This window comes from Shewanella sp. S1-58-MNA-CIBAN-0166, assembly GCF_040310085.1.
GTDB lineage: Bacteria > Pseudomonadota > Gammaproteobacteria > Enterobacterales > Shewanellaceae > Shewanella.
In genome coordinates this window covers 66,009-89,309 of the sequence record NZ_JBEOPN010000017.1, presented here as the reverse complement: position 1 = coordinate 89,309, position 23,301 = coordinate 66,009, and the positions used below count along the sequence as shown (strand labels likewise).

Below are 23,301 nucleotides of genomic sequence, written 5' to 3'. Positions count from 1 at the left end.
TTTTATCATTTAGGGTGGTAGAGTTAACCCGTTTAGGTTAACTCACATCTGCAACAACCTCTGGTGCAACGTCTTGCTTACTCGCGACATAATCACTCAGTACTTGCTGCTGTTCCTCAGTAAAATGCAAGCCTAGCTTAGTCCGTCGCCATAAAATATCTGCACTACAACTGGCCCATTCATTGGTAATAACATAATCGACTTCCGCTTGATATAAACCATGACCAAAATCAATCCCCAATGCCTCGCTGCTCGCAGCATCATTTAAAATGGATTGGGTACGGGTTCCGTAAGTTCGTAATAAACGATTAATAGATCGTGTATTTATCCAAGGATATTGTTGCTGATAAATCCGGTTAAGATCGCCTAAATCAGTAAAATCACCACCAGGTAGCGTTTGAGTTGCTGTCCAAGGTTTACCCATTTGAGGATGGAAAGGTTTTAATCGATTGACTGCCGCTTCGGCCAGTTTTCGATATGTCGTAATTTTGCCGCCAAACACTGACAATAGCGGCGCCTTATCTTTAGGGGCGTCGACAATAAAGGTGTAATCACGGGTCACCGACTGCGCCGAATCTGACTCGTCATCCATTAATGGTCTCACCCCTGAGAACGTATGCACAATATCTTGTTCGCTAATGGTGCTTTTAAAATAGTGATTGGTAATGCTAATCAGATAATCAATTTCTTGCTGGTCGATACGCACATCTTTAGGGTCGCCGGTAAAATCAACATCAGTGGTACCAATCAGAGAAAAGTCATCTTCAAATGGGATCACAAACACAATCCGCTGATCGACATTTTGCAAAATATAAGCGTGTGGCTGTTGATGGATTTTAGGCACCACAATATGGCTACCTTTTACTAAACGAATTTTTTGTGGTGAAGGCTGCTTTAATACATTTGAAAATAAGCTCGACACCCAAGGTCCAGAAGCGTTAACAATACTTTTTGCATGCACCTGACGTAATGACTTGTCCCCTTGATGTTGTAAGGTGAGTTTCCAGATACCATTGTCGCGTTCGGCAGTAATACAGCGGGTTTGAGTACAAATCTGTGCCCCTAACTCTTTCGCTGCAAGGGCATTTAATACCACTAAACGAGAGTCATCGACCCAAGCATCAGAATATTCAAACCCTTGAGTAATTTCAGGTTTTAATGGGCTATCTTGTGTGAAGTTAATTTTTTTAGACGCATTCAGAGTGACGCGTGATGCTAAATTGTCATATAAAAATAACCCAAGACGGATCATCCACGCTGGACGTAAATGAGACTGATGGGGAAGCCTAAATGTCAACGGAGTGATCAAATGAGGGGCTTTTTTAAGCAACACTTCACGCTCTGCTAATGCTTCTTTAACCAAACGGAACTCATAATGTTCTAAATACCGAAGTCCACCATGGATCAGTTTACTGCTATTTGATGAGGTTGCAGACGCTAAGTCATTCTGTTCACACAGCAAGACACGTAAACCACGCCCCACTGCATCGGCCGCTATTCCAACACCGTTTATGCCGCCACCAATCACGACAACATCAACAATTTCTCTATCGGCTTCCATTTACGTATCCCACCACTAAATAAATATGATAAATAATATATATTAGCAACATCATAGAGTGACAGACGGTCAATTGACAAGCTGAATTAGAAAGATCTTGTCGAAATTGATTACATCTTGTTAAATAAAATACTTAATAGTAGTATTTATCATATAAATTAAATTTGCAGCATTTATCAACAGTACAATTGAGATAATAATATGCATTTTCTGGTTATTGCTCCAGACACATATAGATGAAAGGGATTGCCATGAGTCAGTTTGAATTTACCCACAGACGAAAAAATCCGTTAACAGGTAATTGGGTGCTAGTGTCGCCACATCGAAATAATCGTCCTTGGTTAGGTGCGACAGAAAAAAATGCCCCTTCGAATTTACCAGAGTACGATAACACATGCCCTTTATGCCCCGGCAATCATCGTGCAAACGACAGTATCAATCCTGCTTATGATAAAACCTTTGTGTTTACTAACGACTTTGGCGCACTAACGTCACAAGTGACCGAACATTCCGCCGCGCTCAATCATGACAATCCATTATTTGAAATAGAGCAGGCTACGGGTGAATGCCGAGTGATTTGTTTCTCACCTAAGCACAATAAAACCTTACCAGAATTATCCGTGGCTGAGATCAATGATGTAGTTAATACCTGGAAACTGAACTACATCGAATTATCTGCTCAGTATGCATGTGTACACATTTTTGAAAACAAAGGTGAAGTCATGGGGTGTTCACAACCTCATCCCCACGGACAAGTATGGGCCCACAATCATTTATCGACCGAAATACAATTAGAAGAAGACAACCAGCGTAACTACCAACAACATCATGGCCGCAATTTGCTCGGCGATTATGTTAAACATGAAATTGCCGACGGTGAGCGAGTTGTTTATCAAAATGACCACTGGCTTGTGGTTGTACCATTTTGGGCTGCATGGCCTTTTGAAACCTTACTCGTATGCAAAGATGATGTACGCCATTTTGGTGAGCTAACCGATGTGCAATCAACTGCTTTAGCCCAAGCGATTAAGATACTCACCACCCGATACGACAATGTGTTTAATTGTAGCTTCCCGTACTCAATGGGTTGGCACAGTGCACCAAGCAAACTTGACGACAATAGCCACTGGCGCTTACATGGCCATTTTTATCCACCACTATTACGCTCAGCCACCGTAAAAAAACACATGGTCGGCTACGAGATGCTCGCCGAAAGTCAACGCGATTTAAGCCCAGAAACAGCTGCAAAAATTTTACAAAATGCCAGCGACATCCATTACTCTCAAGGAAACAATAATGAATAACGACGCGCTACAGGCATTCTATCAGCAGCAGTTTTCATCATTACCACAAGGGGTAGTTAGTGCTCCTGGTAGGGTTAATTTAATTGGTGAATTCACCGACTACAATCAAGGTTTCGTATTACCTTGCGCACTCACTTTCCGCACTCAAGTTTTTTACCATATACGAAATGACAACACGGTTAATGTACTATCAACCATGTATCCGAATGAACAAGAAAGTTTTGACATTAATCAACCAATTAGTGCTGGTCAGTCACAATGGGGCAACTACATCCGTGCGGTTGCATTTGTGCTTAACCGTGCTGGCCACCAGCTACAAGGTGTTGATTTGTTAATTGAAAGTAATGTGCCACAAGGCAGTGGTTTGTCATCTTCGGCAGCACTAGAAGTGGCGATTGCAGGGATGTTTAATCATGTTTGCGGCCTAAATTTAACCGAAGAGCAAATCGCCTTATTCGGTCAACAAGCCGAGAATGATTTTATGGATTGCCAGTGCGGCATAATGGACCAGTTAATTTCAGCTAAAGGTCAACAAGACCAAGCGTTATTAATCGATTGCCAAAATTTACACACAAAATCGGTGACCATTCCAACAGACTTATCGATTGTTATTGTTAACTCTAACTACCCTAGAAAGTTAGTCGACAGCGAATACAACCAACGCCGTATCGACTGCGAGCAAGCCGCCAGTAAAATGGGCTTAACCACCCTGCGCGATGCTGACTTAGCGTTGTTAATGCAAACTAAGCCACAAATGAGCGCGAATGAATTCTCCCGAGCTCACCATGTGATCACCGAAAATGCCCGCGTCATTGCCGCAACCCAAGCCTTAGCCAGTAATAACATCGAACAACTGCGCATTTTAATGACCGCATCACATCAATCGTTAAAGCATGACTTTGAAGTGACCGTACCTGCCACCGATGGTTTAGTGCAAATTTGCCAACAAGCTTTAGCAGACAGAGGCGCCGTACGCATGACCGGTGGTGGATTTGGCGGCGCGATAGTGTGTTTATGCCGTAATGAAGACGTAGCCGCTATTCAGCAAGCGGTTGAGCAACACTATTTTGCGCAGTTTAATTTGCAAGCGGACATTTATGTTTGCACCGCAGGCAAAGGATTAACCGTAGAAACGTTTCCGCAGTAACTCTGTAAATGAGTCGATAACAAAAAATGATGTGGGTTGAGGACCCGCCCACATTACATAATAAAAATGACCAAGTACTACTGCCCATGCTGAAGAGCATGCATTACTGAAAAGGACAGCATTAATGATGACCAAATCACTTATTTCTATCGCGTTGTTATGTTTAGGCACCCACTCAAGCGCCATTGCCGCAAACGCAACAGACAGTGACACAAAAAATACCATTCTAGTCGCCGAACAGCTTTACCCCAACACACTGCCAAAGGAAGCGTTGCCAGAGCTAGCGCAAACAGGGCTTTATCAAGTCGGTGTTAAAACTGTTAACTTGATTCATAAAAATCAATTTAATCCCAAAACCCAAATAGCTGAAGACCGAAAACTCAACATTGAGGTGTGGTACCCAAGTAACAAAACTGCCGCGACCAAGCAAAACCAACCGGCAGTATTAAATGCCGTTTATAATGATGAAACCCGTTTAGGATTACCATTTTCACTGCAAGGCAATGCCACTCGTGACGCAGAAGTGGCCTCATTAACGGATCAGCCATTTCCACTCATCGTGTTATCCCATGGTTATACTGGCTATCGCACCATTATGTTTTACTTAGCTGAGCATCTAGCGTCACACGGATATATTGTTGCGGCACTGGATCACACCGACTCTACTAATGCTGATGTCGATATGGTTAATGCTCCGTTTAGCGGTTTTTTTAGCACATTATTAAATCGTTCGCGTGATCAACAATTTGCCCTTGATTATTTTACCGGCAGCGACAATTTTGTCAGTCGCATTATCGACACGAAACGATCAGGCTTAATTGGCTATTCAATGGGCGGCTATGGTGCGGTCAACACTGTGGGCGGCTGTTATCAATTTAACCCACAAACTGCCGCTACCTTTACCGGCAGCAAAGACCAAAATGTTATCAATGGTGCCATTACTTTACTCAACACCTGTGCTGGTGGCCAAACAGCCCCTGTAACGGTAGATCCTAAATGGAAAGCCATGATTGCTATGGCCCCCTGGGGAGGCAATCATCAACTATTTGACCCAGTAGCATTAGCAAAAATAACCGTCCCAACACTGTATGTTGCTGGCGATCTTGATGATATTTCTGGTTATAAAAGCATTCAATCGCTATACCAGCAAACTGGCGGTGAACATACCTATATGCTCACCTATCATAATGCTCGCCATAATATTGCCCCACATCCAGCACCTAAAGTGGCTTACCAAAATGAAATAGATTTAGGCCACTATTTTGAACCCGCCTGGAATACGACACAGCTTAATACCATCAATAAACACTTTGCATTAGCTATGATGGATTGCCATGTTAAAAATCAACAAGATAAGTGTTCATACCTACAATTAAGCGCTCAGTCTAATGAGCAAGATCAACAAGGCAATCCAACGACAGCCTGGAAAGGTTTTGCCCACCGCTATGCCACAGGCATGTCATGGGATATGAAATCTGCACCGCAATAAATAACCATTTTGAAATTGTTTTGATTGTTATCAGACTGTTTTTTTTTACAAGAAATGAACTATACCAAAGTGTAATAAACACAAAAAATACAGTCTGATTACTGTCTGAATAAACATTGAGCGATGACAGTAATATCTTTAAATTACAAAGACTAAATTCATTTACAACCTTAGGTTTTGGTACTATTTATTGCAATGTATATCACCATGATGTCAGTGATTAGTCTAAAAATTCATCATTAAATTACACCATACTTGTTAAGAAAAGGTTGATATTTAAGCTCAATTAATATATTTATAAGATAAATAAGCTTTAATTAAAAATAAAGATTTTATAAAAAAGCAACAACATCAACTGGGGGAAGAAAAATGTCGACAAAAGGAATCACAACTTTTGGTAAGAGGACAACGATAGCACTTGCCATTGCTGGGGCATTAGGAAGTGTTAACGGCGTCTCTGCAGCAGAAGCAGAAACTCAAGCTAATGAACAAACAATAGAAGTTATTGCTGTAAAGGGGATACGCAGCAGTTTAAAAAATTCAATGGCCGATAAGAAATCTGCTTCGGTTGTGTCGGATGGTATTTCAGCCGAAGATTTAGGTAAGTTTCCAGATTTAAACGTAGCCGAATCATTACAACGTATTACTGGTGTATCGATTGACCGAAGTGGTGGTGAAGGTCAGGCAGTAACGGTTCGTGGCTTTGGCCCACAATTCAATACAGTATTGGTTAACGGTCGTCAATTAGCGACAGATAGCGCTGGTCGTGAGTTTAATTTCGACATCTTAGCCGCTGACCAAATTACGGGTGCTAACGTCTATAAAACCAGCAGTGCCAGCATGCAAGAAGGTGGTATAGGCGGTACGGTCGACGTCACTACCGCGCGTCCGTTTGATTATTCAGGCTTCCAACTTGTCGGTTCTGTGAAAGGAATGTATGAAAGTCTTTCAGAAGAAATTTCACCTTCTATCTCAGGTTTGATCAGTAACACCTTCAATGATGAAACTATGGGTGTATTACTTGCCGTAAGCCATCAAGAGCGCCAAGTTCAAATTAACCAAATCAACACCGCCGGTTGGCGTGGTGGTCAAACTATTTCCAATTCACGTGATGGCGTGTTGTTTACTAATGCTTATATTCCACGTAACTGGGACCAAATCGTTGATCAACAGGACCGAACTCGTACTAACGGTAGCTTAGTATTCCAGTATGCTCCGTCTGACGACGTCAGCATTACCTTGGATGGTTTTATTTCAAAATTTGAAGTGGATTCTGAAGTTACCGATTTAGCATCATGGTTTGAGCCAGACCGCGTTGGCAATGCCACTATAGACCCAGCAACAGGCACCTTATTAACCTTTAGCCAAGATGTGGGTTTACATCAAGGCAGTGGCGACCCAGCAACTGACTTTGTGTCGCACACTCGCAACTCTCGCGACGTGACAAACAGCGGTGTCGGCTTAAATGTTAAATGGGATATTACAGACCAATTAAAAGTTAACTTTGATGTTTCAAACTCAAATGCTGAAAACGATCGTGCTGGCCGCGACCGTTTCAACGTTGTCGGTATGACCAACAGCTATGAATTTGATGGCACGGGTGGAACCCCTACCGTTATCCATGGTGGTTTTGAAAATGGCAACTTACCTGATGCCGGCCTTTCTCGTTTACATTATAACGAAAAAGGTAATCAATTTACTGACGAAGATGAGATTACTGAGTTTAAAGCTGATTTCGAATATTCACCTGATTCATTGGTGTTCACGAAAGCGAAATTTGGTGTTTACCGTCAAGAGCGTGAAAAATCCAGTTACCAGATTTTTGGTAGTCAGTGTCAATTCTGTGGTTATGGTACTCCTGCACCCAATGAAGCCATTAACTTCAGACCCTATACTGCGAATAACTATTTCTCTGGTTTAATCGACACCTTCTACACCTATGATGGTGATGCTATGGTCGATTATTTAGCCGCTGAAGGTTATCCAATCACCCCAACACTGCAAAACAATCGCTATACCATTAATGAAGATGTCAGCAGCTTATACATGAACTTCACGTTTGTGTATGACGTAGGTGATATGCCATTAACGGTTGATTTAGGGGCTCGTTACTCAACGACTGATGTAGAAGTCAGTGCCGTACAGAGTTATATTTCTGACGTAGTACCAACCAGTGATGCGACATTGTTCCAAAACATATACGGTCCAGCGACAAATATTACTCAAGGCACAACTTACTCAAACTTGTTGCCAAGCGTAAACGTGAAGTTAGACCTACAAGACGACATGGTGCTACGTTTTGCCATGTATGACTCGTTAACCCGTCCAACCATGTCACAGCTATCTCCAGCGACTAACTTTAACGAACCACGTCGTCAGAACTTAACAGCTAGCGGTGGTAATCCATCACTTGAACCGTTCCGTTCTGAAAACTGGGATATCTCTTACGAGTGGTATTACGATGACGCCAGCATCTTCAGCTTTGCATTTTTCAGTAAAGAAGTTGACGACTTTATCGTGACGTTAACGGGTGATGAAACTTACCAAATGACTGACCGAACTGGCCCAGACTTTAACTGTAGCACGGCTAACTCAGACTTATGTTCTGACCCAGTTGTTGGCACAACAGAAGAGTTAAATGGTCAGTCAGAACAGTACACTGTAACCCGCCCTCGTAACGGTGAATCAGCACGTATTACTGGTTATGAAGTTGCCTTAACTCATATCTTCGACAACGGCTTTGGTGTTACCGCCAACGCGACTGTGGTTGATAGCAATGTGACAGTAGATGCTAACAGCACTCAAAGTTTCGCACTTGAAGGTTTAGGTAATTCACAAAACTTAATCGTGTTCTATGAGCAAGATAACTTCCAAGCCCGTGTTGCATTTAACAACCGCGAAGGCTTCTTACGTCAGCTAGACAATGGTTTTAATGGTGAACCAATCAATACCGAAACGTTTGGCCAGTGGGATATTAGCGCCAGCTATGACATCACTGAACATGTATCGGTGTTTGTTGAAGGCATTAACATCACTGAAGAAGAGCTCGTTCAAACAGGTCGTTTCGCCAACCAAATTTATTCGGTTGAAGATAACGGATCGCGCTATTCTCTAGGCGTTAGAGGCAAGTTTTAAATTATAAGTAATAAAAGACAGGTGCTTAGCACCTGTCTTTTTTGTTTATGATATATAAAACACACCTTGTGATAGTGTTTAACTACGCCGGTAATTAAGCACATTTCATTGCAAATAGGATGTTAACCCAATGGCAAAAGCAGTTAAAAAAATAATCATTGTGGGTGGAGGTACAGCGGGTTGGTTAACCGCAGCTATCATTGCATCGCACCATAAAAGCCAGACAGGTAATGACTTAACAATTATTTTAGTGGAATCATCAGACATTCCCACGGTCGGTGTTGGTGAAGGTACTTGGCCAACCATGAAAAATACCTTACAACAAATAGGTTTAAGCGAAAGCGAAGTCTTTAAGGCTTGTCACGCCACGTTTAAACAAGGCGGCAAGTTTGTTAACTGGGTCCATGGAAATGGCGACTTTTACTACCATCCATTTACGGTTCCATTAGGTTATGGTCGTATCGACTTAGCACCTTATATCGACAACATCAAAGACTATGCCGAACACACCAACTTCCAACATGCTATTTGTGAGTCAGGCCTTGCTCCTCGCAGCATGGCAGAAGGCGAATATCAAGGCAGCTGCAATTATGCTTACCATCTTGATGCTGGCGCCTTTGCCGACTTATTAAAACAGCATTGTAAAGCCAAGCTAGCAGTAGAGCATGTCATCGGAACAGTAGAACAAGCCCATGTCGATAGCCAAGGTAACATCAGCCATATTTCACTTGCTGACCAAGGTTCAATTGACGGTGATTTATTTATCGATTGCAGCGGTTTTGCATCTTTATTACTGGGTAAAACGCTTAATGTGCCGTTTGTTAAACTGGATCATGTGCTATTTAACGACCGCGCCATTGCAATGCAAGTGCCCTATACAGATCAGCATAGCCCGATTGCATCGCACACCATCGCCACGGCGCAGGACTCAGGTTGGATTTGGGATATTGGCTTAACACATCGCCGCGGTGTCGGTCATGTGTATTCAAGTCGTTATATGACCGACGAACAGGCTGAAGCCAATTTACGCCGTTATATTGGCCCCCAAGCCGAAGGTTTAAGCGTAAAAAAAATCAGCTATCAAAGTGGTCATCGTGAACGCTATTGGCAAAAAAATTGTGTTGCTGTTGGTATGGCGGCAGGATTTGTTGAACCACTAGAAGCCACTGCGATTATGCTAGTCGAAATATCTGCACGCTACATTGCCGATAACCTACCGGTTAACGATACCATCATGGCATTAACGGCCAAACGGTTTAACCAACAAATGGAATATCGCTGGGGACGTATTGTTGATTTTTTAAAACTACATTACATGCTGACGAAAAGACCCGAACCCTATTGGCAAGCACATTGTCATCCCGACTCTATTCCACAGAGCTTACAAGAAGACTTAAGCATTTGGGCTTATCGAGGCCCCACCAGCAAAGACTTCAATGGCCCAAATGAGTTATTTCCAGCCGCAAGTTATCAATATGTACTTTATGGTATGGGTTTCAGCCCTGACTATTCTCAACATGCGCACTTATACCAACAACAAGCCCAAGCCACTCAGATACTTAACCGTAATGTTCAGCTTACGCAGCAGATGCTCAATACATTGCCGCCTCATCGAGACTTCATTGAACAATGGTTAACTCATTCTCAACAATAGAATAAAAATATGAAAAAACTAACAGAATTAACGCCTCAACAGCACCAAAACTTACGATTAGCAAACGACAGCGCCATCCAATTTGCTCATCAACAAAACATCATGAACCTGCGGGTATCTGAAGTCAGCCAAACGGCTTGCAGTATGCCAATTGTTTATGTCCGTGATGGTAACAATGGTCAATGGGTATTAACGGCATTTACTAGCTTCGAGCAAGGTAGCAACCTATTTGTCGAACAAGGTAAGTGGACCGCGCTACACACGCCAACTAACATGCAAACTTTTCCATTTTTTTTGATGATGTCACCTGACGACCCACAACGTTACACCATTGGTATTGACGAACAACATGGGGTGTTTTCTGCCACAACAGGACAAGCCATTTTTGAAACCAACGGCAAAGCATCGCTGCATTTATCTAGAGTAAAAGCTTTGCTTGAATCTGACATTAACAATGATCTCCAGACCCAAGCATTTAATCAGCATATTAGCCAACTTGGCCTGCTACGCCCAATTAGTATTTTAATCCAGTATCAAGATGGCTCAACACCTAGTTTATCGGGTTTATTCACTATTGATGAAGACAAACTACAAGCCCTCAGCCAAGAAGCACTCTTTGAGCTACACCAGAAAGGTTATCTTGCGCCATTACAAGCCATGCTAATGTCATTATTTCAACTCAATGCGCTGATCAAAAAGCACAATAAAACCCCAGGCTTGAACCCAATAAAAAGCATCAAATTAGAAGTCAGTAAAAATTCAGCTACGGCATAACAATACCCAATAAAAACTTGGGAAAGGGAACAATAATGTCTGAAAATATTATTCAAATATCCGTATTTACCATTGTAACGGCAATGATTGGGTTATTAACGTACATAAAATGTCGTGGCAGCAACCGTCAACAAAGCACACAAAATAAAGAATATTTTCTCGCTGGGGGCGGCTTAAGTTGGGTGTTTGTGGCAGGGTCTATCACCCTAACAAATTTAAGTACTGATCAGCTGGTGGGCATGAACGGTAACCAAATGGCACTGCTAGCATGGTGGGAGTTCTCTGCTGTGATTGGCCTGATTATTCTGGCTAAATTATTCTTACCCGTTTATTACAAGTATAACTGTACCACCACAACTGAGTTGTTGGAAAAAAGATATAATAACAAGCATATACGAGCCGTTATTGGGTCTATATTCTTTTTAGGTAATGCTTTTATCTACATGCCAGCAGTGATTTATTCAGGCTCTCTGTTTATGCAGACCATGTTTAATGTCGACATTCCACTTATGTATATTGCTGTTGCATTTGCGACGCTAGGCGCAGTTTATGCTTTCTTCGGAGGGTTACGCGCGGTAGCCGTATCAGACACCTACTCTGGAGTATTATTACTGGGCATGGCCATTTTTGTGGTGTATCTAGCCCTAAATGCGATTAATTATGACTTATCTGATATTCCGGTAGAACGACTCACCTTCATTGGTGGTGATGATTCGCCTTTACCTTGGCACACACTACTAACCGGAATGATTTTCATCCAAATGTTCTATTGGGGTACCAACCAAACCATTACTCAACGTGCCATGGCCGCACCCACACTAAAAGAAGCTCAAAAAGGCGTATTTGCTGCAGCAGGTATTCGTATTCTAATCGTACCGGCTATCGTGGTTATTCCTGGGATTGTGTCATACAAACTGTATGGTGATATTGGTGACGCTGCATACGGGCGAATTGTAGGTGACCTCATGCCAACGTGGTTAACGGGTGTATTTGCCGCCGCAATGGCTGCGGCAGTATTATCGACATACAACAGTTTACTAAACTCAGCGACGGCGCTGTATGTGTGTGACATTCACGAAGCCTATATTAAAAAAGACCCTAACGTGGTGCGCTTAAGCGGTTGGGTTACATTATTACTCAGTATTTTAACTCTTACATTAGTGCCTATTTATCAACAAGCCGAAAGTATCATCAACTTATTACAACAGTTAAATGGTTTACTCAGCATGCCTATTCTGTCGATATTTATTGTAGGCTTAGTGTTTAAAAATATAGATGCCAGAGCGGGGATCGGTGCGGTTATATTTGGAGTAATGCTATATGCCTCACTAACATTTGAATTTTCCCCATTCTATTCAAGCTGGCACTACATTCACTTAATGCCAGTCACATTAGCCGCCTGCATCACCTTTGCGTTAGTCTCAAACCGCTTTGTGTTTGGCAACACGATTCAATTTGCCAAAGGCGACGAGATAGAAACGGCTTAGTAGGTAACATCGATACCGGAGCGAACATTGACAAAATGTTCGCTCTTTTTTTTACCCTAAAAATCTAAATTAATGATAATTTAGGCCTTACTAATCAAGAATGTTAGTACTGTGCCGATATGATTAGCATTAGAAAAAAATGAATATAACTTCTCTTGTCTCCGGTCTTAGTTACACTGAGATCAAAAAATGACCCGATTAAGGTATTAACCCATGTTTAACGCTTTTAATACTATCAAAGCTCGTATTCTACTAGGCTATGCAGCTATTTTATTCATGACCCTAGTGGCGGCGGTTTTACTCAATAACAGCAACCAAACCGTAAAACAAGAAGTTGGCGGGTTTGTTGATGGCACATTACCTGCGCTTAACAGCATTACACGGGTACAAAGTCTTGCCAAAGAACTGGTATTAATGGGTTATTCTTTATACGGTACAACCATCGACGTTACAGAGTTTAACCAGAATAAAGTTCAACTAGAAAAAAGTCTTAACGAGCAGTATCAACAATTAAATACCGTAACATCTACCCAATTAATGCCGCAAATTGACGCGCTTAACGCGGCGTTATCGGCACTTGAAAACACCATGAGTAAATCATCGGTAGATTGGGACAATGCCCGCAATCATTTAAGTACATTAAATGATAGTGCTAACGATCTCAAAGATCGTCTAGACATTCTCGCCGAAGAAATTTCGACTCAAGCCAACCAAAATGCAATGAACATTCAAAGCGAACTTGGCTACAATACTATGCTCATTTTTGTATTAGTTGGACTCATGTTGGTTGTTGCAGTTGGGGCCTACTTAGCTGCACAAAAACAAATAGCCACTCCTATACAGCAACTGTCAAACGACCTCACCCGCATTGCGCAAAATCGTAATTTAAAAGCCAAACTGTCTGATGAATGCATTGTTGAAATTAGTAATGTGGCCACCAGTGTTAATGGCTTAATTAACGTATTCCGTTTAGGAATGAATGAAGTACATGACGCCATCGCCAGTATTAGCCAAACCGTTGCCCAGTTAAGTAACACAACAGGTAAATCATCAGCCTCTGTGGATGAGCTTCAACACACTATTGTGAGTTTAGTAGATGTGATGTCGCAACTTGAGCAGCAAATGGAGCAAAGTGTCGAACATTCACAAAGTGCATCAGATTCTGCTCAACAGGGTGCGCAGAGCATGGTTGAAGGGCAAAAAGAAGTTAAACAAACAGCTGACAGCATTAGCGTATTAGCTCAAGACATTGAAACGACTGCCAGCATGCTACTCACACTGCAAAATTCAGGTAAACAAGTGGCTACCGTGGTAAAAACCATTGCCGATATCGCCTCACAAACTAATTTATTGTCATTGAACGCAGCTATTGAAGCGGCTAGAGCCGGTGAAACAGGAAGAGGTTTTGCGGTAGTTGCAGATGAGGTTAGAACGTTAGCCTTACGCACACATAATTCAACTGTAGAAATAAATAAAATGCTCGCTAATATCGTTGATTCAATTCAATCTGCGGTCGACAATATGGCATCCAACCAACAAAAAGCACAACACTCAGTATCATTAGCAAATCAGTTAGTAGTAACACTTGAACAGAGCCGCCAACTTATTTTGTCTCTTGCCACAGTAAGCCAAGAATCAGCCATGCTAGCACAAGCATCACAGCAGCAGGCTCATACCGTTAAGCTTAAAGTACAAGACTTTACGCTATTAGGTGAATCTGTATCTGAGGGGAATCATCAAATTAGCGAGGCAGGTAATAAGTTGAGTAATTTAGCCGATAAGCTAACCGACACAGTCGATCAGTTTGAACGCTAAAAATGGTAATTGAATAGATTATCTCGGTGGTTTTTGTTTTAACCAAATCCAAAAGCCGCTGAGAGATACCATTAGTAATGCTAGCGCGAATAAGTCCCACAGCCAAACCGTTAATGATCCAAATAAGCGACCACTATGCAGATCTAGCATTACGCGTTGCCAATGTAAGTTAGCGCTGCGCGCAAGATTAACAACCTCTTTATCCACAAATTTACTTTCACTCAGCCAAACAGGTGCTGTTAACGGCGCAATAGCTTGCCAATCGATGAGTTGCTCATCTGCTTGAAATACACCATCTTCAGTATTTAACCACACCCGGCCATCAACAATCGCTAGCGCTAACAAACCAGACGGAAGTCCGGTGCTGGCATTTTGAGTTTCTTGTAACTGACCAAGATCATTAAATAAATACAGTTGCTGTGCATCTATGGCCACCAGCATGTTACCGACATAGCTGGCACTAATTAAGGTCGCATTGGACTCTAAAATCATATGTTGGTTTTGCCACAATAGATTATCGGTAATATATAATGCAGTAGGTGCAACACCAAACTGAGCAACATGAGAAGGAGGAGCAATACCATAATAATCAAGCAACCACGACTGGGTAACCGGTGCTTGGTCTAAACCAAAATCATCACTGTGATTTATCGCTACGCCAGTCAGCACTAACAATAAGATAAATAACGCACTCGCTAATCCTAAGCGACGGTGCCAAGGACGAAGGGCTCGCAAAATCTTAAGTCTAAAACGGTTACGTCGAGATGTTTTTGTCACACTAACCTGCTTGAAATGATCCGCTAGAATTGAAACGTGGTTTATTGCACCACATGCGCATGAAGTAACAATGCAATGCGCGATAACTTAGTTAACGCTCTTACTGATAATGTTGCACCAGTAATCCCGTCTATATGCTTATCAAGCTGATGTTGGTCATCTAACTTGGCCAGCTTAAATTGGTCTGTAAAAAAATCATGACGAACCTCGTCACCGCGACTTTCACGATAAATTAGCACTTTAGTCCGCATAATTTGATGGTCTTTAATATGAATAGCCACCGTAATCGGCGATTCCTTGCCTATTTCGTCCATTATCCAAACGGTTTCATCATTGTGTAGCCAGTAACGCATACGCATTTTATTAAAACGATGGGCTAAAATAGCTTCTACGGCTTGTTTGAGATCATCATCTAACCACAACACTTTAGACTCGCCAGCATTGCCATTAAATGCTTGGCTAATAAAGGCGTCATTTGACTGATACTGTGTTGCTACAGCGCTAAATGCCGAAAAATAAACAGCTAACCCCATCATAAATAACATCAAATATGATCGTAATATTGCCTGCATATCAATCCTTAGCCAAGAACAAAAATAAGGGTGCCGACAATATACACTGTTGGCACCCAAAATTTTACCGATAATCTGTTTCATCGATGCGTGCTTTTACTGAATGCTCAGCAATTAGAACTGGTAACCAACACCTAGGTTGAAACCGTCTGAATCTGCAGCTCCACCAATGTTTTCGTAATCAGCTTTAAACACTACGTTTTCGTGTAACCAGTAGTTAACACCCACGTTGGTTTGTTTTTTCTTAGTATCGGCACTATCACCCGCATTGTTGTCCCACTCGTTATAACGAGCAAACACACCAAACTGTTCATTAATGCGGTAAGAAGGCTCAATATAGAAACCATTTTGCTTATCGCGACCTAATGCTTCAGCTTCTTTACCATCAATATCCCACTGGGCGAATAATGCCTTAACAGTGAAGTTTTCAATGCTGTAAATAGCGTGTGCTGTTAACAATGTAGCAGAAGCGCTATCAACACCAGCAGTCCCCTGAGTTAAGTCAGACTGATACTGAACCGTGGCAGCTAATTCTAAACCCGGTACTGCAGTGTATTTTACGCGGCCGGTATAAGCTAAATCTTCGCCTTTCGCTTCAGATACTTTTTGACGACCGTTACGGATTTTATAGCCTGAGCTTTCGTCCAAATACAAACCAGAAGTCACTGCAGTGTCAAAAGCTAAACCTGGAGCGGCTTTAATATTAAGGTTTAAACCACCTTCCCACCATGTTGCAGGAATAATATCTTTTTCTACCGGGTTACGCTCAACACCGTAAAATACCGTTGGTTCGTGAGTTTCGTTGATAATACCTACTGGCATTAAGAATAAACCTGCTTTAGCGGTAAGCATCTCATTAAAATCGTGCTCGATATAAGCTTGCTCTAGCTCAACTTCGCCATTTTGACTCTCACCGGCAATTGAGTGCTCAACTTCTAGTTCAGAGAAAAAACGAGTGGTGCTGTTAAACTCATGACCCACAAACAATACAAAACGGTGAAAATCGAATTCTTTTTTGTCGGTACCGGTTTGGTTATTGCTAATATTGTTATAGTGTAATTCACCATAACCACCAATAGTGGTAGCCGACTTACTTGATGCGCTCGCTTCTACTACATCTGCAGTAGTTTCTACACGCTTTTCAGTTTGCTCAAGACGCTTTTCAAGATCTTTAAGCACTTTCTGCTGCTGCTCAATAATCTGACGTAGTTCAGTCGTTTCGTCAGAAGCCATAGCTTGATTGCTAGCCAAAAGACTAAATAGTGTTGCAGCAATTAACGTTTTTTTCATATCTCATCCCGATTAGACAATGTAAACAACTACTGTGTTGTGTAAACCAATGTAAATTTTCGTGAATTATACATAACGAACATGTTAATGCAAACCATTATCATTAAGTTTGTGATACGCATGTCACATTATTAACAATCACAAATAACAGTGAAATGTCACAACAGATACAAATATTGATAAAAAGAGTTAACACTGATGACGGGCCAGAATGATGTTATAAATTGGTAGAAACGGGGTTTTATTGAAATACAAATAGAGGTGCTAATCTGGTGCCGGAGTGAGTAAAAACCAACTTTTCGCGCCGACATTATCAGTTATAGATGAGTTAATATCTGTACAGAACATTAATCCAACTGAGTTCCATCGAGTAGGTAAAAATACAATACTATAATGCTTTTAACAAAGATCTAAGTCTAACAAAACCTAACAGTTAGTTAAATACATTGCCTTTCTAACGAACTGCTATAACCTAACTAAAACCTCTTCGTTTTGTCATTTATTTGTCCTCGATAGCTGGCTGAGCGCTCAATTTTTGAGACGGCCCAATGACAGCTCTTCGCTTAAGCTACCAAACCGTTGAATTTGGTGACATAGATGTTCATCTATGCACCTTACGTAATAATCAAGAATTTTATGACCCTACAGGTGTTGCTGAAAAACTCGGAATATCCTCTGCAAGCTGGCCTATTTTTGGCATTGTATGGCCATCAAGCTTAGTGCTGGCAAACTATATGTTGGATTACAAAACCGAAGGTAAAAGAATTCTAGAAATAGGCTGTGGAATCGCATTATCAAGCTTACTCCTCAACGAAAAACATGCCGATATTACCGCAACCGACTATCACCCAGAAGTTGAGCAGTTCCTTAACCGAAATACAAAACTCAACAATGGTAAAAACATTGCTTTTGAGCGAGTAGATTGGGCCAATGACACCAGTAAGCTGGGACTTTTTGACGTCATCATTGGCAGCGATTTACTCTATGAAGATGAGCATGTGCAGTTATTGGCTTATTTTATTAAAAACCATGCCAGTAAAAAATGTGACGTCATCATTGTAGACCCCGGTAGAGGTAGAAAGAATAAACTCAGTGTAAAATTAGCTGAGTTCGGTTTCATCAGCAGCCATTTTAAACCAATACACACCGACTATTTAGCTCTACCCTTTAAAGGCTACATTCTGGTTTTTTCACGTGGTAATATCGTCACCTAATCAAGTATTATTGCCACTATCGAGTACGAGTAATCAGTGTGTTCAAATACTGGGATTCAGCAACGCCTGGCATAATTGCTACCGAATGCTTGTGGCCTTGTGTTTGACGGTTAGCAAAAGCATCACGTTAATCACTCGATCTAAAACATCATCACAAGTCTGTAGGCATATTTGATTGTGCATCAACCACCAGCACCGTTTAATCTCGCTATAACGCAACAAAATACCTTTAATGCTGGATGGAATAAGCAATAATTACCGACTCAACCGCCAGAATAGACATTAACCGCACCACACTAAGCCAACCATTTAATTATTTGTCAGGTTTTTAGGCTCAAAACAGGCTATGATCCCATTTTGTCGCCCCCTGGCTAATGCACTCAATTATTGAGGCATTACCCCAAGCCTATATTCAATTTCGATTAGGCTTATATGGCATCGTTATTAGATGCGCGATAACTCTTTTTTACCCCTTTTATACTTTACATTAGGCAATACCATGGCTATCAGAATTAAACTTAAACCTGGCCGCGAGCGTTCATTAGAGCGTCGCCACCCTTGGATATTTTCCAATGGAATTCACAACGTCAATGGCGGAAAACCGCAAGCTGGTGACACTGTTGAAGTAGTGGCGCACGACGGGCATTGGCTCGGACGCGGTGCCTGGTCGCCAGAATCTCAAATCCAAGTGCGGATATGGACTTTCGACAAAGACGAAACTATCGATGCCGACTTCTTCGCCCGACGCATAAAAAGAGCCCAAGCAGGACGTGATGATTTGATCCGCGAACAAGGTCTAACGGGTTATCGCTTAATCGCGGCTGAATCGGACGGTTTACCCGGTATCACCATAGACCGTTATGCCAACGTATTGGTTTGCCAACTGTTAAGCACTGGTGCTGAAAAATGGCGCGACACTATCGTTGAGCAACTGGTTCTTCAATATCCGGACTGCGCTGTCTATGAGCGTTCAGATGTCGACTCAAGAAAGAAAGAAGGCCTGACTCCGGTTGTAGGATTACTGCACGGGGAGTTACCTGCTATGCCCGTCATCATCGAAGAAAACGGTATTAAGATTGCCGTCGATGTTATTAAAGGTCATAAAACAGGTTTCTATCTGGATCAGCGTGACAACCGTGCTATGGCGGCTCGTTTCGTCAAGGGTAAGTCAGTACTTAACTGTTTCTGTTACACCGGTACTTTTGGCTTATATGCCGCCAAAGCAGGCGCTGCGAGTATTGAAAACGTCGATGTATCAACCTTAGCGCTGCAAACTGCTCGCGATAATATGGCCATTAATAACCTTAATGATGACCATGTAAGCTATAACGAAGCTGACGTATTCAAATTACTACGCCAGTACCGAGATGAAGGTAAAACCTTTGATGTTATTGTTTTAGACCCGCCTAAGTTTGCCGACAATAAGTCGCAACTCGATGGCGCATGTCGCGGTTATAAAGACATCAATATGATTGCGATGCAATTACTTAATCCAGGTGGAATATTACTGACGTTCTCGTGTTCAGGCTTAATGCAGTCAGACCTATTCCAAAAAGTGGTTGCCGATGCCGCACTTGATGCTAAGCGTGAAGTGCAATTTATTGAACGCATGCACCAAGCCAGCGATCACCCAATTAGCAGCGCATTCCCTGAAGGTTATTACCTAAAGGGTTTGGTTGCCAGAGTCTGGTAAATTAGCGAATGATAGATAGCAAAAAGGGAACAGTATCTGTTCCCTTTTTGTTGGGTAAAATCACTGTAAGCTCTACGAAGTCTTATGCCGATAATATCAGTCACGCAATCAAAACGCATTTAAGTCAACATGAGTATTAGCCGCCTCACGATATCTTGATCGGTTTTATGTTGGAACACCCAACTTAAGGTTAACATCGTAATCATTTACATCATGGCTGTCTTGAGCTAAGAAAACAATCAGAACAATTAAACCAATAATTGGGATTAATAGTATTAATTGCCACCAGCCAGAACGGCCAGTGTCATGTAACCTTCTAGCTGCAATACTAAGACTTGGAACTAATAGCGCAAGACTCACTATCGCTGAAATGGTATCTAAACCAAGTACAGCTAAGACAATATTCAGAATACCGACCCATAAAAACATCCATGATGAATATCACCATCGTTATATCTTCCTGTCAGCTTTATGCAATTAGACTTATTTCAGTGGTATTGACCCCCTAAGTGCACACAACGTCATCTCACAAGTTCATTGAAACAAAATTGATCTAGTTGATTAACTACTGCGTAACTAATGCTGAACTCAAAATGGTACACACCTAAAAGGAAGATAAAATGTTAAAGAAAATATCTACGATACTGACTCTTGTAGTGGCTAGTTTAGCGTTCTCATCTGTTTCTTATGCCGAACATCATGGTATGAAAAAAGACATTGTTGATGTAGCGGTTGAAAATGGCTCGTTTACCACTCTCGTAGCTGCAGTTAAAGCGGCAGGACTTGTTGAAACGCTGAAAGGCGAAGGTCCATTTACGGTATTTGCACCAACAGATGATGCATTTGCAAAGTTGCCTGAAGGCACTGTAGAAATGCTACTAAAACCAGAGAACAAAGATAAGCTTGTCGCGGTATTAACTTATCATGTTGTAGCTGGCAAAGTGTTAGCTGCTGATGTAGTTAAGCTAGATAGCGCAACAACAGTTGAAGGACAAACAGTTACCATTGAAGTAAAAGACGGTAATGTGATGGTAAACAATGCAAAAGTTATCATGACAGATGTTAACGCTAGCAACGGCGTCATCCACGTGATTGACACAGTGCTACTACCTAACTAATTACTAAGCAATTACTAAGCAATTAATCACTGTCGGGGGCATAGGATACATTCCACGCCCCCGATTCTGTTGTGCTGAACGATTTAAGCCAGCACACAATAGTAACCAATCAATGCTTTGATAATACCTTGCTTGTGACGTAGTTAACTGGCTGCCGAGACAGCTTAATAGCCATATTTAAACAATCCTCAATAGCCTTCAACGACTCCAATAGTATCTTTAATTAGCTAAACCCCATTTAAAACTGGGGCGGCGATAATCTTCGTCGGGAATAAAATGCCCCTATCGAAATAGACAGATTTAACAACCAGACTATTAATGGTCAATTATCCCATTACGCTATAATATTATTTCACCCAATAAAAACGGCTTCCTAAGAAACCGTTTTTATTAAAATAAACAATTAAATCAAAATCTTATTCAACTGTAACTGATTTAGCCAAATTTCGTGGTTGGTCTACATCAGTACCTTTAATTAATGCCACATGATATGACAATAACTGTAATGGAATAGTGTAAATTAACGGTGCCATGAACTGATCACAATGTGGTACCTGGATAACTTTCATGGTGTCGTCTGATTCAAACTCAGCATCAACATCGGCAAACACATACATTAGTCCGCCACGAGCACGCACTTCTTCAACGTTCGATTTAAGCTTTTCGAGTAATTCATTGTTTGGCGCAACCACGATAACTGGCATATCGGCATCAATCAAAGCTAATGGACCGTGCTTTAACTCACCAGATGCGTAAGCTTCTGCGTGAATATATGAAATCTCTTTTAGCTTTAATGCCCCTTCCATAGCGATGGGGTATTGATCACCACGGCCTAAGAATAATGCATGTTGTTTGTCGGCAAAGTCTTCTGCTAATTCTGCAATTGCATCATTTAAGCCAAGTGCTTGTTCTACTTTTGCTGGCATTGATAACAAGCTTTGAGTAATAGCCGCTTCCATGTCGCTAGACATGCCATTATGACGGCCAATAACCGTTGTTAACATTAACAAGCCAGCTAGTTGAACGGTAAAGGCTTTAGTTGATGCAACACCAATTTCTACGCCAGCTTTCATCATGTAAGCCATGTCAGATTCACGGACTAACGATGAACCAGCTGAGTTACAAATAGTTAAGGTGGCTTTGTAGCCCATTTCTTTTGCTAGGCGCATTGCCGCTAATGTATCAGCTGTTTCACCAGACTGTGAAATAGTCACTAATAAGCTATTTGGGAATAAGTGCGACTTGCGATAACGGAACTCAGATGCAATTTCAACATTACACGATACGCCAGCCCAATCCTCTAACCAGTAACGCGCGGCCATACCCGCATGATAACTGGTACCGCAGGCAATAATTTGCACGTGTTTAATGTCTTTTAAAAATTCAGCAGCATTTTCACCAAAAGCTGAATCTAAAACCTTACCCCCCGCAATACGACCCTCTAGAGTATGTGTAATGGCGGTTGGTTGCTCGTAAATCTCTTTCAGCATGTAGTGACGGTATTCACCTTTGTCACCGGCATCATGAGTCACTTCAGACTCTTTCATTTCGCGCTGAACGGCGTTGCCATTAACGTCAAAAATGTTAACTTCACGGCGCGTAATTTCAGCAACGTCACCTTCTTCTAAAAAGGCAAATGAACGTGTTACAGGTAACAGTGCTAGTTGATCAGAGGCAACAAAGTTTTCACCTAAACCGTAACCAATCACTAATGGGCTTCCGCTACGGGCAACAACCATACGTTCGCTATCACGACGGTCGATAACAACTGTACCATAGGCACCTTCAAGCTGTTTTACTGTCGCTTGTACTGCCACTAATAATGTCGCTGCTGTCTTTAGTTCATGATGAACAAGGTGACAAATAACTTCGGTGTCGGTGTCTGATGAAAATACATAACCTAAACCTTTTAACATCTGGCGCAATTTACCGTGGTTTTCAATAATACCGTTATGAACAACGGCAATATCACCTTCAGATAAATGTGGGTGTGCATTGCGTTCGCTTGGCTCACCATGAGTTGCCCAACGAGTATGGGCAATACCGGTGCCGCCACTTAACGGTGCGGCATCAAGTGCAGACGACAACTCTTGTACTTTACCAACGCGGCGAGTACGGCTTAACTCACCTTGATGGATAACAGCAATGCCAGCTGAGTCATAACCACGGTATTCTAGACGACGTAAGCCCTCTACTAAAATTTCTGCAACATCCCTTTGCGCCACTGCGCCTACGATTCCACACATGTTAGTTGTTTCCTTTACTGTTTCA

17 protein-coding genes are annotated in these 23,301 nt (G+C 41.8%); 11 read left to right on the top strand and 6 right to left on the bottom strand.

All coding sequences use genetic code 11. The annotated features are described in order from the left end of the window. Positions 1-37: 37 nt before the first annotated feature. The gene (gene glpD / locus AAEY99_RS12045; RefSeq protein WP_351010620.1) at positions 38-1,561 is read right to left on the bottom strand and encodes a glycerol-3-phosphate dehydrogenase; all 1,524 of its coding nucleotides are present in this window, start codon (positions 1,559-1,561) and stop codon (positions 38-40) included. 251 nt (positions 1,562-1,812) lie between these two features. Between glpD and AAEY99_RS12040 the strand changes: the two genes are divergently transcribed. The 8 genes from AAEY99_RS12040 (at position 1,813) to AAEY99_RS12005 (ending at position 14,366) form a co-directional block, all read left to right on the top strand. Next, positions 1,813-2,865 carry a UDP-glucose--hexose-1-phosphate uridylyltransferase gene (locus tag AAEY99_RS12040; RefSeq protein WP_351010618.1) on the top strand — a complete coding sequence of 351 codons (1,053 nt, stop codon included), beginning with the start codon at positions 1,813-1,815 and terminating at the stop codon, positions 2,863-2,865. Further along, positions 2,858-4,012: a galactokinase gene (galK, locus tag AAEY99_RS12035; protein ID WP_351010617.1), complete on the top strand. Its 1,155-nt coding sequence runs from the start codon at positions 2,858-2,860 to the stop codon at positions 4,010-4,012. The genes AAEY99_RS12040 and galK overlap by 8 nt, the downstream gene beginning before the upstream one ends. 127 nt (positions 4,013-4,139) lie before the next feature. After that, complete coding sequence (locus AAEY99_RS12030) at positions 4,140-5,501, top strand: alpha/beta hydrolase family protein (protein ID WP_502959409.1); 1,362 nt, start codon at positions 4,140-4,142, stop codon at positions 5,499-5,501. A gap of 369 nt (positions 5,502-5,870) precedes the next feature. Continuing rightward, entirely contained in the window at positions 5,871-8,636 is a 2,766-nt protein-coding gene (locus AAEY99_RS12025) for a TonB-dependent receptor (protein WP_182744926.1), read from the top strand. 130 nt (positions 8,637-8,766) lie between these two features. After that, positions 8,767-10,290, top strand: a complete 1,524-nt coding sequence (locus tag AAEY99_RS12020) for a tryptophan halogenase family protein (RefSeq protein WP_162024230.1) — start codon at positions 8,767-8,769, stop codon at positions 10,288-10,290. A gap of 9 nt (positions 10,291-10,299) precedes the next feature. Then, positions 10,300-11,064, top strand: a complete 765-nt coding sequence (locus AAEY99_RS12015; RefSeq protein WP_351010615.1) for a SapC family protein — start codon at positions 10,300-10,302, stop codon at positions 11,062-11,064. A gap of 35 nt (positions 11,065-11,099) precedes the next feature. Beyond that, positions 11,100-12,551 carry an SLC5 family protein gene (locus AAEY99_RS12010; RefSeq protein ID WP_162024232.1) on the top strand — a complete coding sequence of 484 codons (1,452 nt, stop codon included), beginning with the start codon at positions 11,100-11,102 and terminating at the stop codon, positions 12,549-12,551. A 213-nt stretch (positions 12,552-12,764) separates the two neighbouring features. Continuing rightward, positions 12,765-14,366, top strand: coding sequence for a methyl-accepting chemotaxis protein (locus tag AAEY99_RS12005; protein ID WP_351010613.1), 1,602 nt, complete (start codon positions 12,765-12,767; stop codon positions 14,364-14,366). Between the two features lie 18 nt (positions 14,367-14,384). Here AAEY99_RS12005 and AAEY99_RS12000 read toward each other — a convergent pair whose 3' ends face one another. The 3 genes from AAEY99_RS12000 to AAEY99_RS11990 form a co-directional block, all read right to left on the bottom strand. Beyond that, entirely contained in the window at positions 14,385-15,173 is a 789-nt protein-coding gene (locus AAEY99_RS12000) for a PepSY-associated TM helix domain-containing protein (protein ID WP_351010628.1), read from the bottom strand. Between the two features lie 11 nt (positions 15,174-15,184). Continuing rightward, entirely contained in the window at positions 15,185-15,715 is a 531-nt protein-coding gene (locus tag AAEY99_RS11995; protein ID WP_101087336.1) for an FMN-binding protein, read from the bottom strand. 114 nt (positions 15,716-15,829) lie between these two features. Beyond that, on the bottom strand, positions 15,830-17,005 hold the full coding sequence (locus AAEY99_RS11990) for a porin (RefSeq protein ID WP_101087337.1): 1,176 nt from the start codon (positions 17,003-17,005) through the stop codon (positions 15,830-15,832). Between the two features lie 548 nt (positions 17,006-17,553). Here AAEY99_RS11990 and AAEY99_RS11985 point away from each other — a divergent pair. Both AAEY99_RS11985 and AAEY99_RS11980 read left to right on the top strand, forming a co-directional pair. Further along, on the top strand, positions 17,554-18,219 hold the full coding sequence (locus AAEY99_RS11985; RefSeq protein WP_335692765.1) for a class I SAM-dependent methyltransferase: 666 nt from the start codon (positions 17,554-17,556) through the stop codon (positions 18,217-18,219). Between the two features lie 499 nt (positions 18,220-18,718). Further along, positions 18,719-19,912, top strand: coding sequence for a class I SAM-dependent rRNA methyltransferase (locus AAEY99_RS11980; protein ID WP_351010612.1), 1,194 nt, complete (start codon positions 18,719-18,721; stop codon positions 19,910-19,912). Between the two features lie 165 nt (positions 19,913-20,077). Here AAEY99_RS11980 and AAEY99_RS11975 read toward each other — a convergent pair whose 3' ends face one another. Further along, positions 20,078-20,341 (bottom strand): DUF805 domain-containing protein, encoded by a 264-nt coding sequence (locus AAEY99_RS11975; RefSeq protein ID WP_351010611.1) that lies wholly within the window; start codon positions 20,339-20,341, stop codon positions 20,078-20,080. 191 nt (positions 20,342-20,532) lie between these two features. Between AAEY99_RS11975 and AAEY99_RS11970 the strand changes: the two genes are divergently transcribed. Next, on the top strand, positions 20,533-21,030 hold the full coding sequence (locus AAEY99_RS11970) for a fasciclin domain-containing protein (protein ID WP_101087341.1): 498 nt from the start codon (positions 20,533-20,535) through the stop codon (positions 21,028-21,030). A gap of 416 nt (positions 21,031-21,446) precedes the next feature. Here AAEY99_RS11970 and glmS read toward each other — a convergent pair whose 3' ends face one another. After that, the gene (gene glmS, locus AAEY99_RS11965) at positions 21,447-23,276 is read right to left on the bottom strand and encodes a glutamine--fructose-6-phosphate transaminase (isomerizing) (RefSeq protein ID WP_162024237.1); all 1,830 of its coding nucleotides are present in this window, start codon (positions 23,274-23,276) and stop codon (positions 21,447-21,449) included. Positions 23,277-23,301: the final 25 nt, after the last annotated feature.

Bases quoted from the DNA above. Each gene is read 5' to 3' on its own strand.
- AAEY99_RS12015 (WP_351010615.1), top strand. From the start codon at position 10,300: ATGAAAAAACTAACAGAATTAACGCCTCAACAGCACCAAAACTTACGA.
- AAEY99_RS11970 (WP_101087341.1), top strand. From the start codon at position 20,533: ATGTTAAAGAAAATATCTACGATACTGACTCTTGTAGTGGCTAGTTTA.
- AAEY99_RS12030 (WP_502959409.1), top strand. From the start codon at position 4,140: ATGACCAAATCACTTATTTCTATCGCGTTGTTATGTTTAGGCACCCAC.
- glpD (WP_351010620.1), bottom strand. From the start codon at position 1,561: ATGGAAGCCGATAGAGAAATTGTTGATGTTGTCGTGATTGGTGGCGGC.
- glmS (WP_162024237.1), bottom strand. From the start codon at position 23,276: ATGTGTGGAATCGTAGGCGCAGTGGCGCAAAGGGATGTTGCAGAAATT.
- AAEY99_RS11990 (WP_101087337.1), bottom strand. From the start codon at position 17,005: ATGAAAAAAACGTTAATTGCTGCAACACTATTTAGTCTTTTGGCTAGC.
- AAEY99_RS12020 (WP_162024230.1), top strand. From the start codon at position 8,767: ATGGCAAAAGCAGTTAAAAAAATAATCATTGTGGGTGGAGGTACAGCG.
- AAEY99_RS11995 (WP_101087336.1), bottom strand. From the start codon at position 15,715: ATGCAGGCAATATTACGATCATATTTGATGTTATTTATGATGGGGTTA.
- AAEY99_RS11975 (WP_351010611.1), bottom strand. From the start codon at position 20,341: ATGTTTTTATGGGTCGGTATTCTGAATATTGTCTTAGCTGTACTTGGT.
- AAEY99_RS11980 (WP_351010612.1), top strand. From the start codon at position 18,719: ATGGCTATCAGAATTAAACTTAAACCTGGCCGCGAGCGTTCATTAGAG.
- AAEY99_RS12005 (WP_351010613.1), top strand. From the start codon at position 12,765: ATGTTTAACGCTTTTAATACTATCAAAGCTCGTATTCTACTAGGCTAT.
- galK (WP_351010617.1), top strand. From the start codon at position 2,858: ATGAATAACGACGCGCTACAGGCATTCTATCAGCAGCAGTTTTCATCA.
- AAEY99_RS12040 (WP_351010618.1), top strand. From the start codon at position 1,813: ATGAGTCAGTTTGAATTTACCCACAGACGAAAAAATCCGTTAACAGGT.
- AAEY99_RS11985 (WP_335692765.1), top strand. From the start codon at position 17,554: ATGACAGCTCTTCGCTTAAGCTACCAAACCGTTGAATTTGGTGACATA.
- AAEY99_RS12010 (WP_162024232.1), top strand. From the start codon at position 11,100: ATGTCTGAAAATATTATTCAAATATCCGTATTTACCATTGTAACGGCA.
- AAEY99_RS12025 (WP_182744926.1), top strand. From the start codon at position 5,871: ATGTCGACAAAAGGAATCACAACTTTTGGTAAGAGGACAACGATAGCA.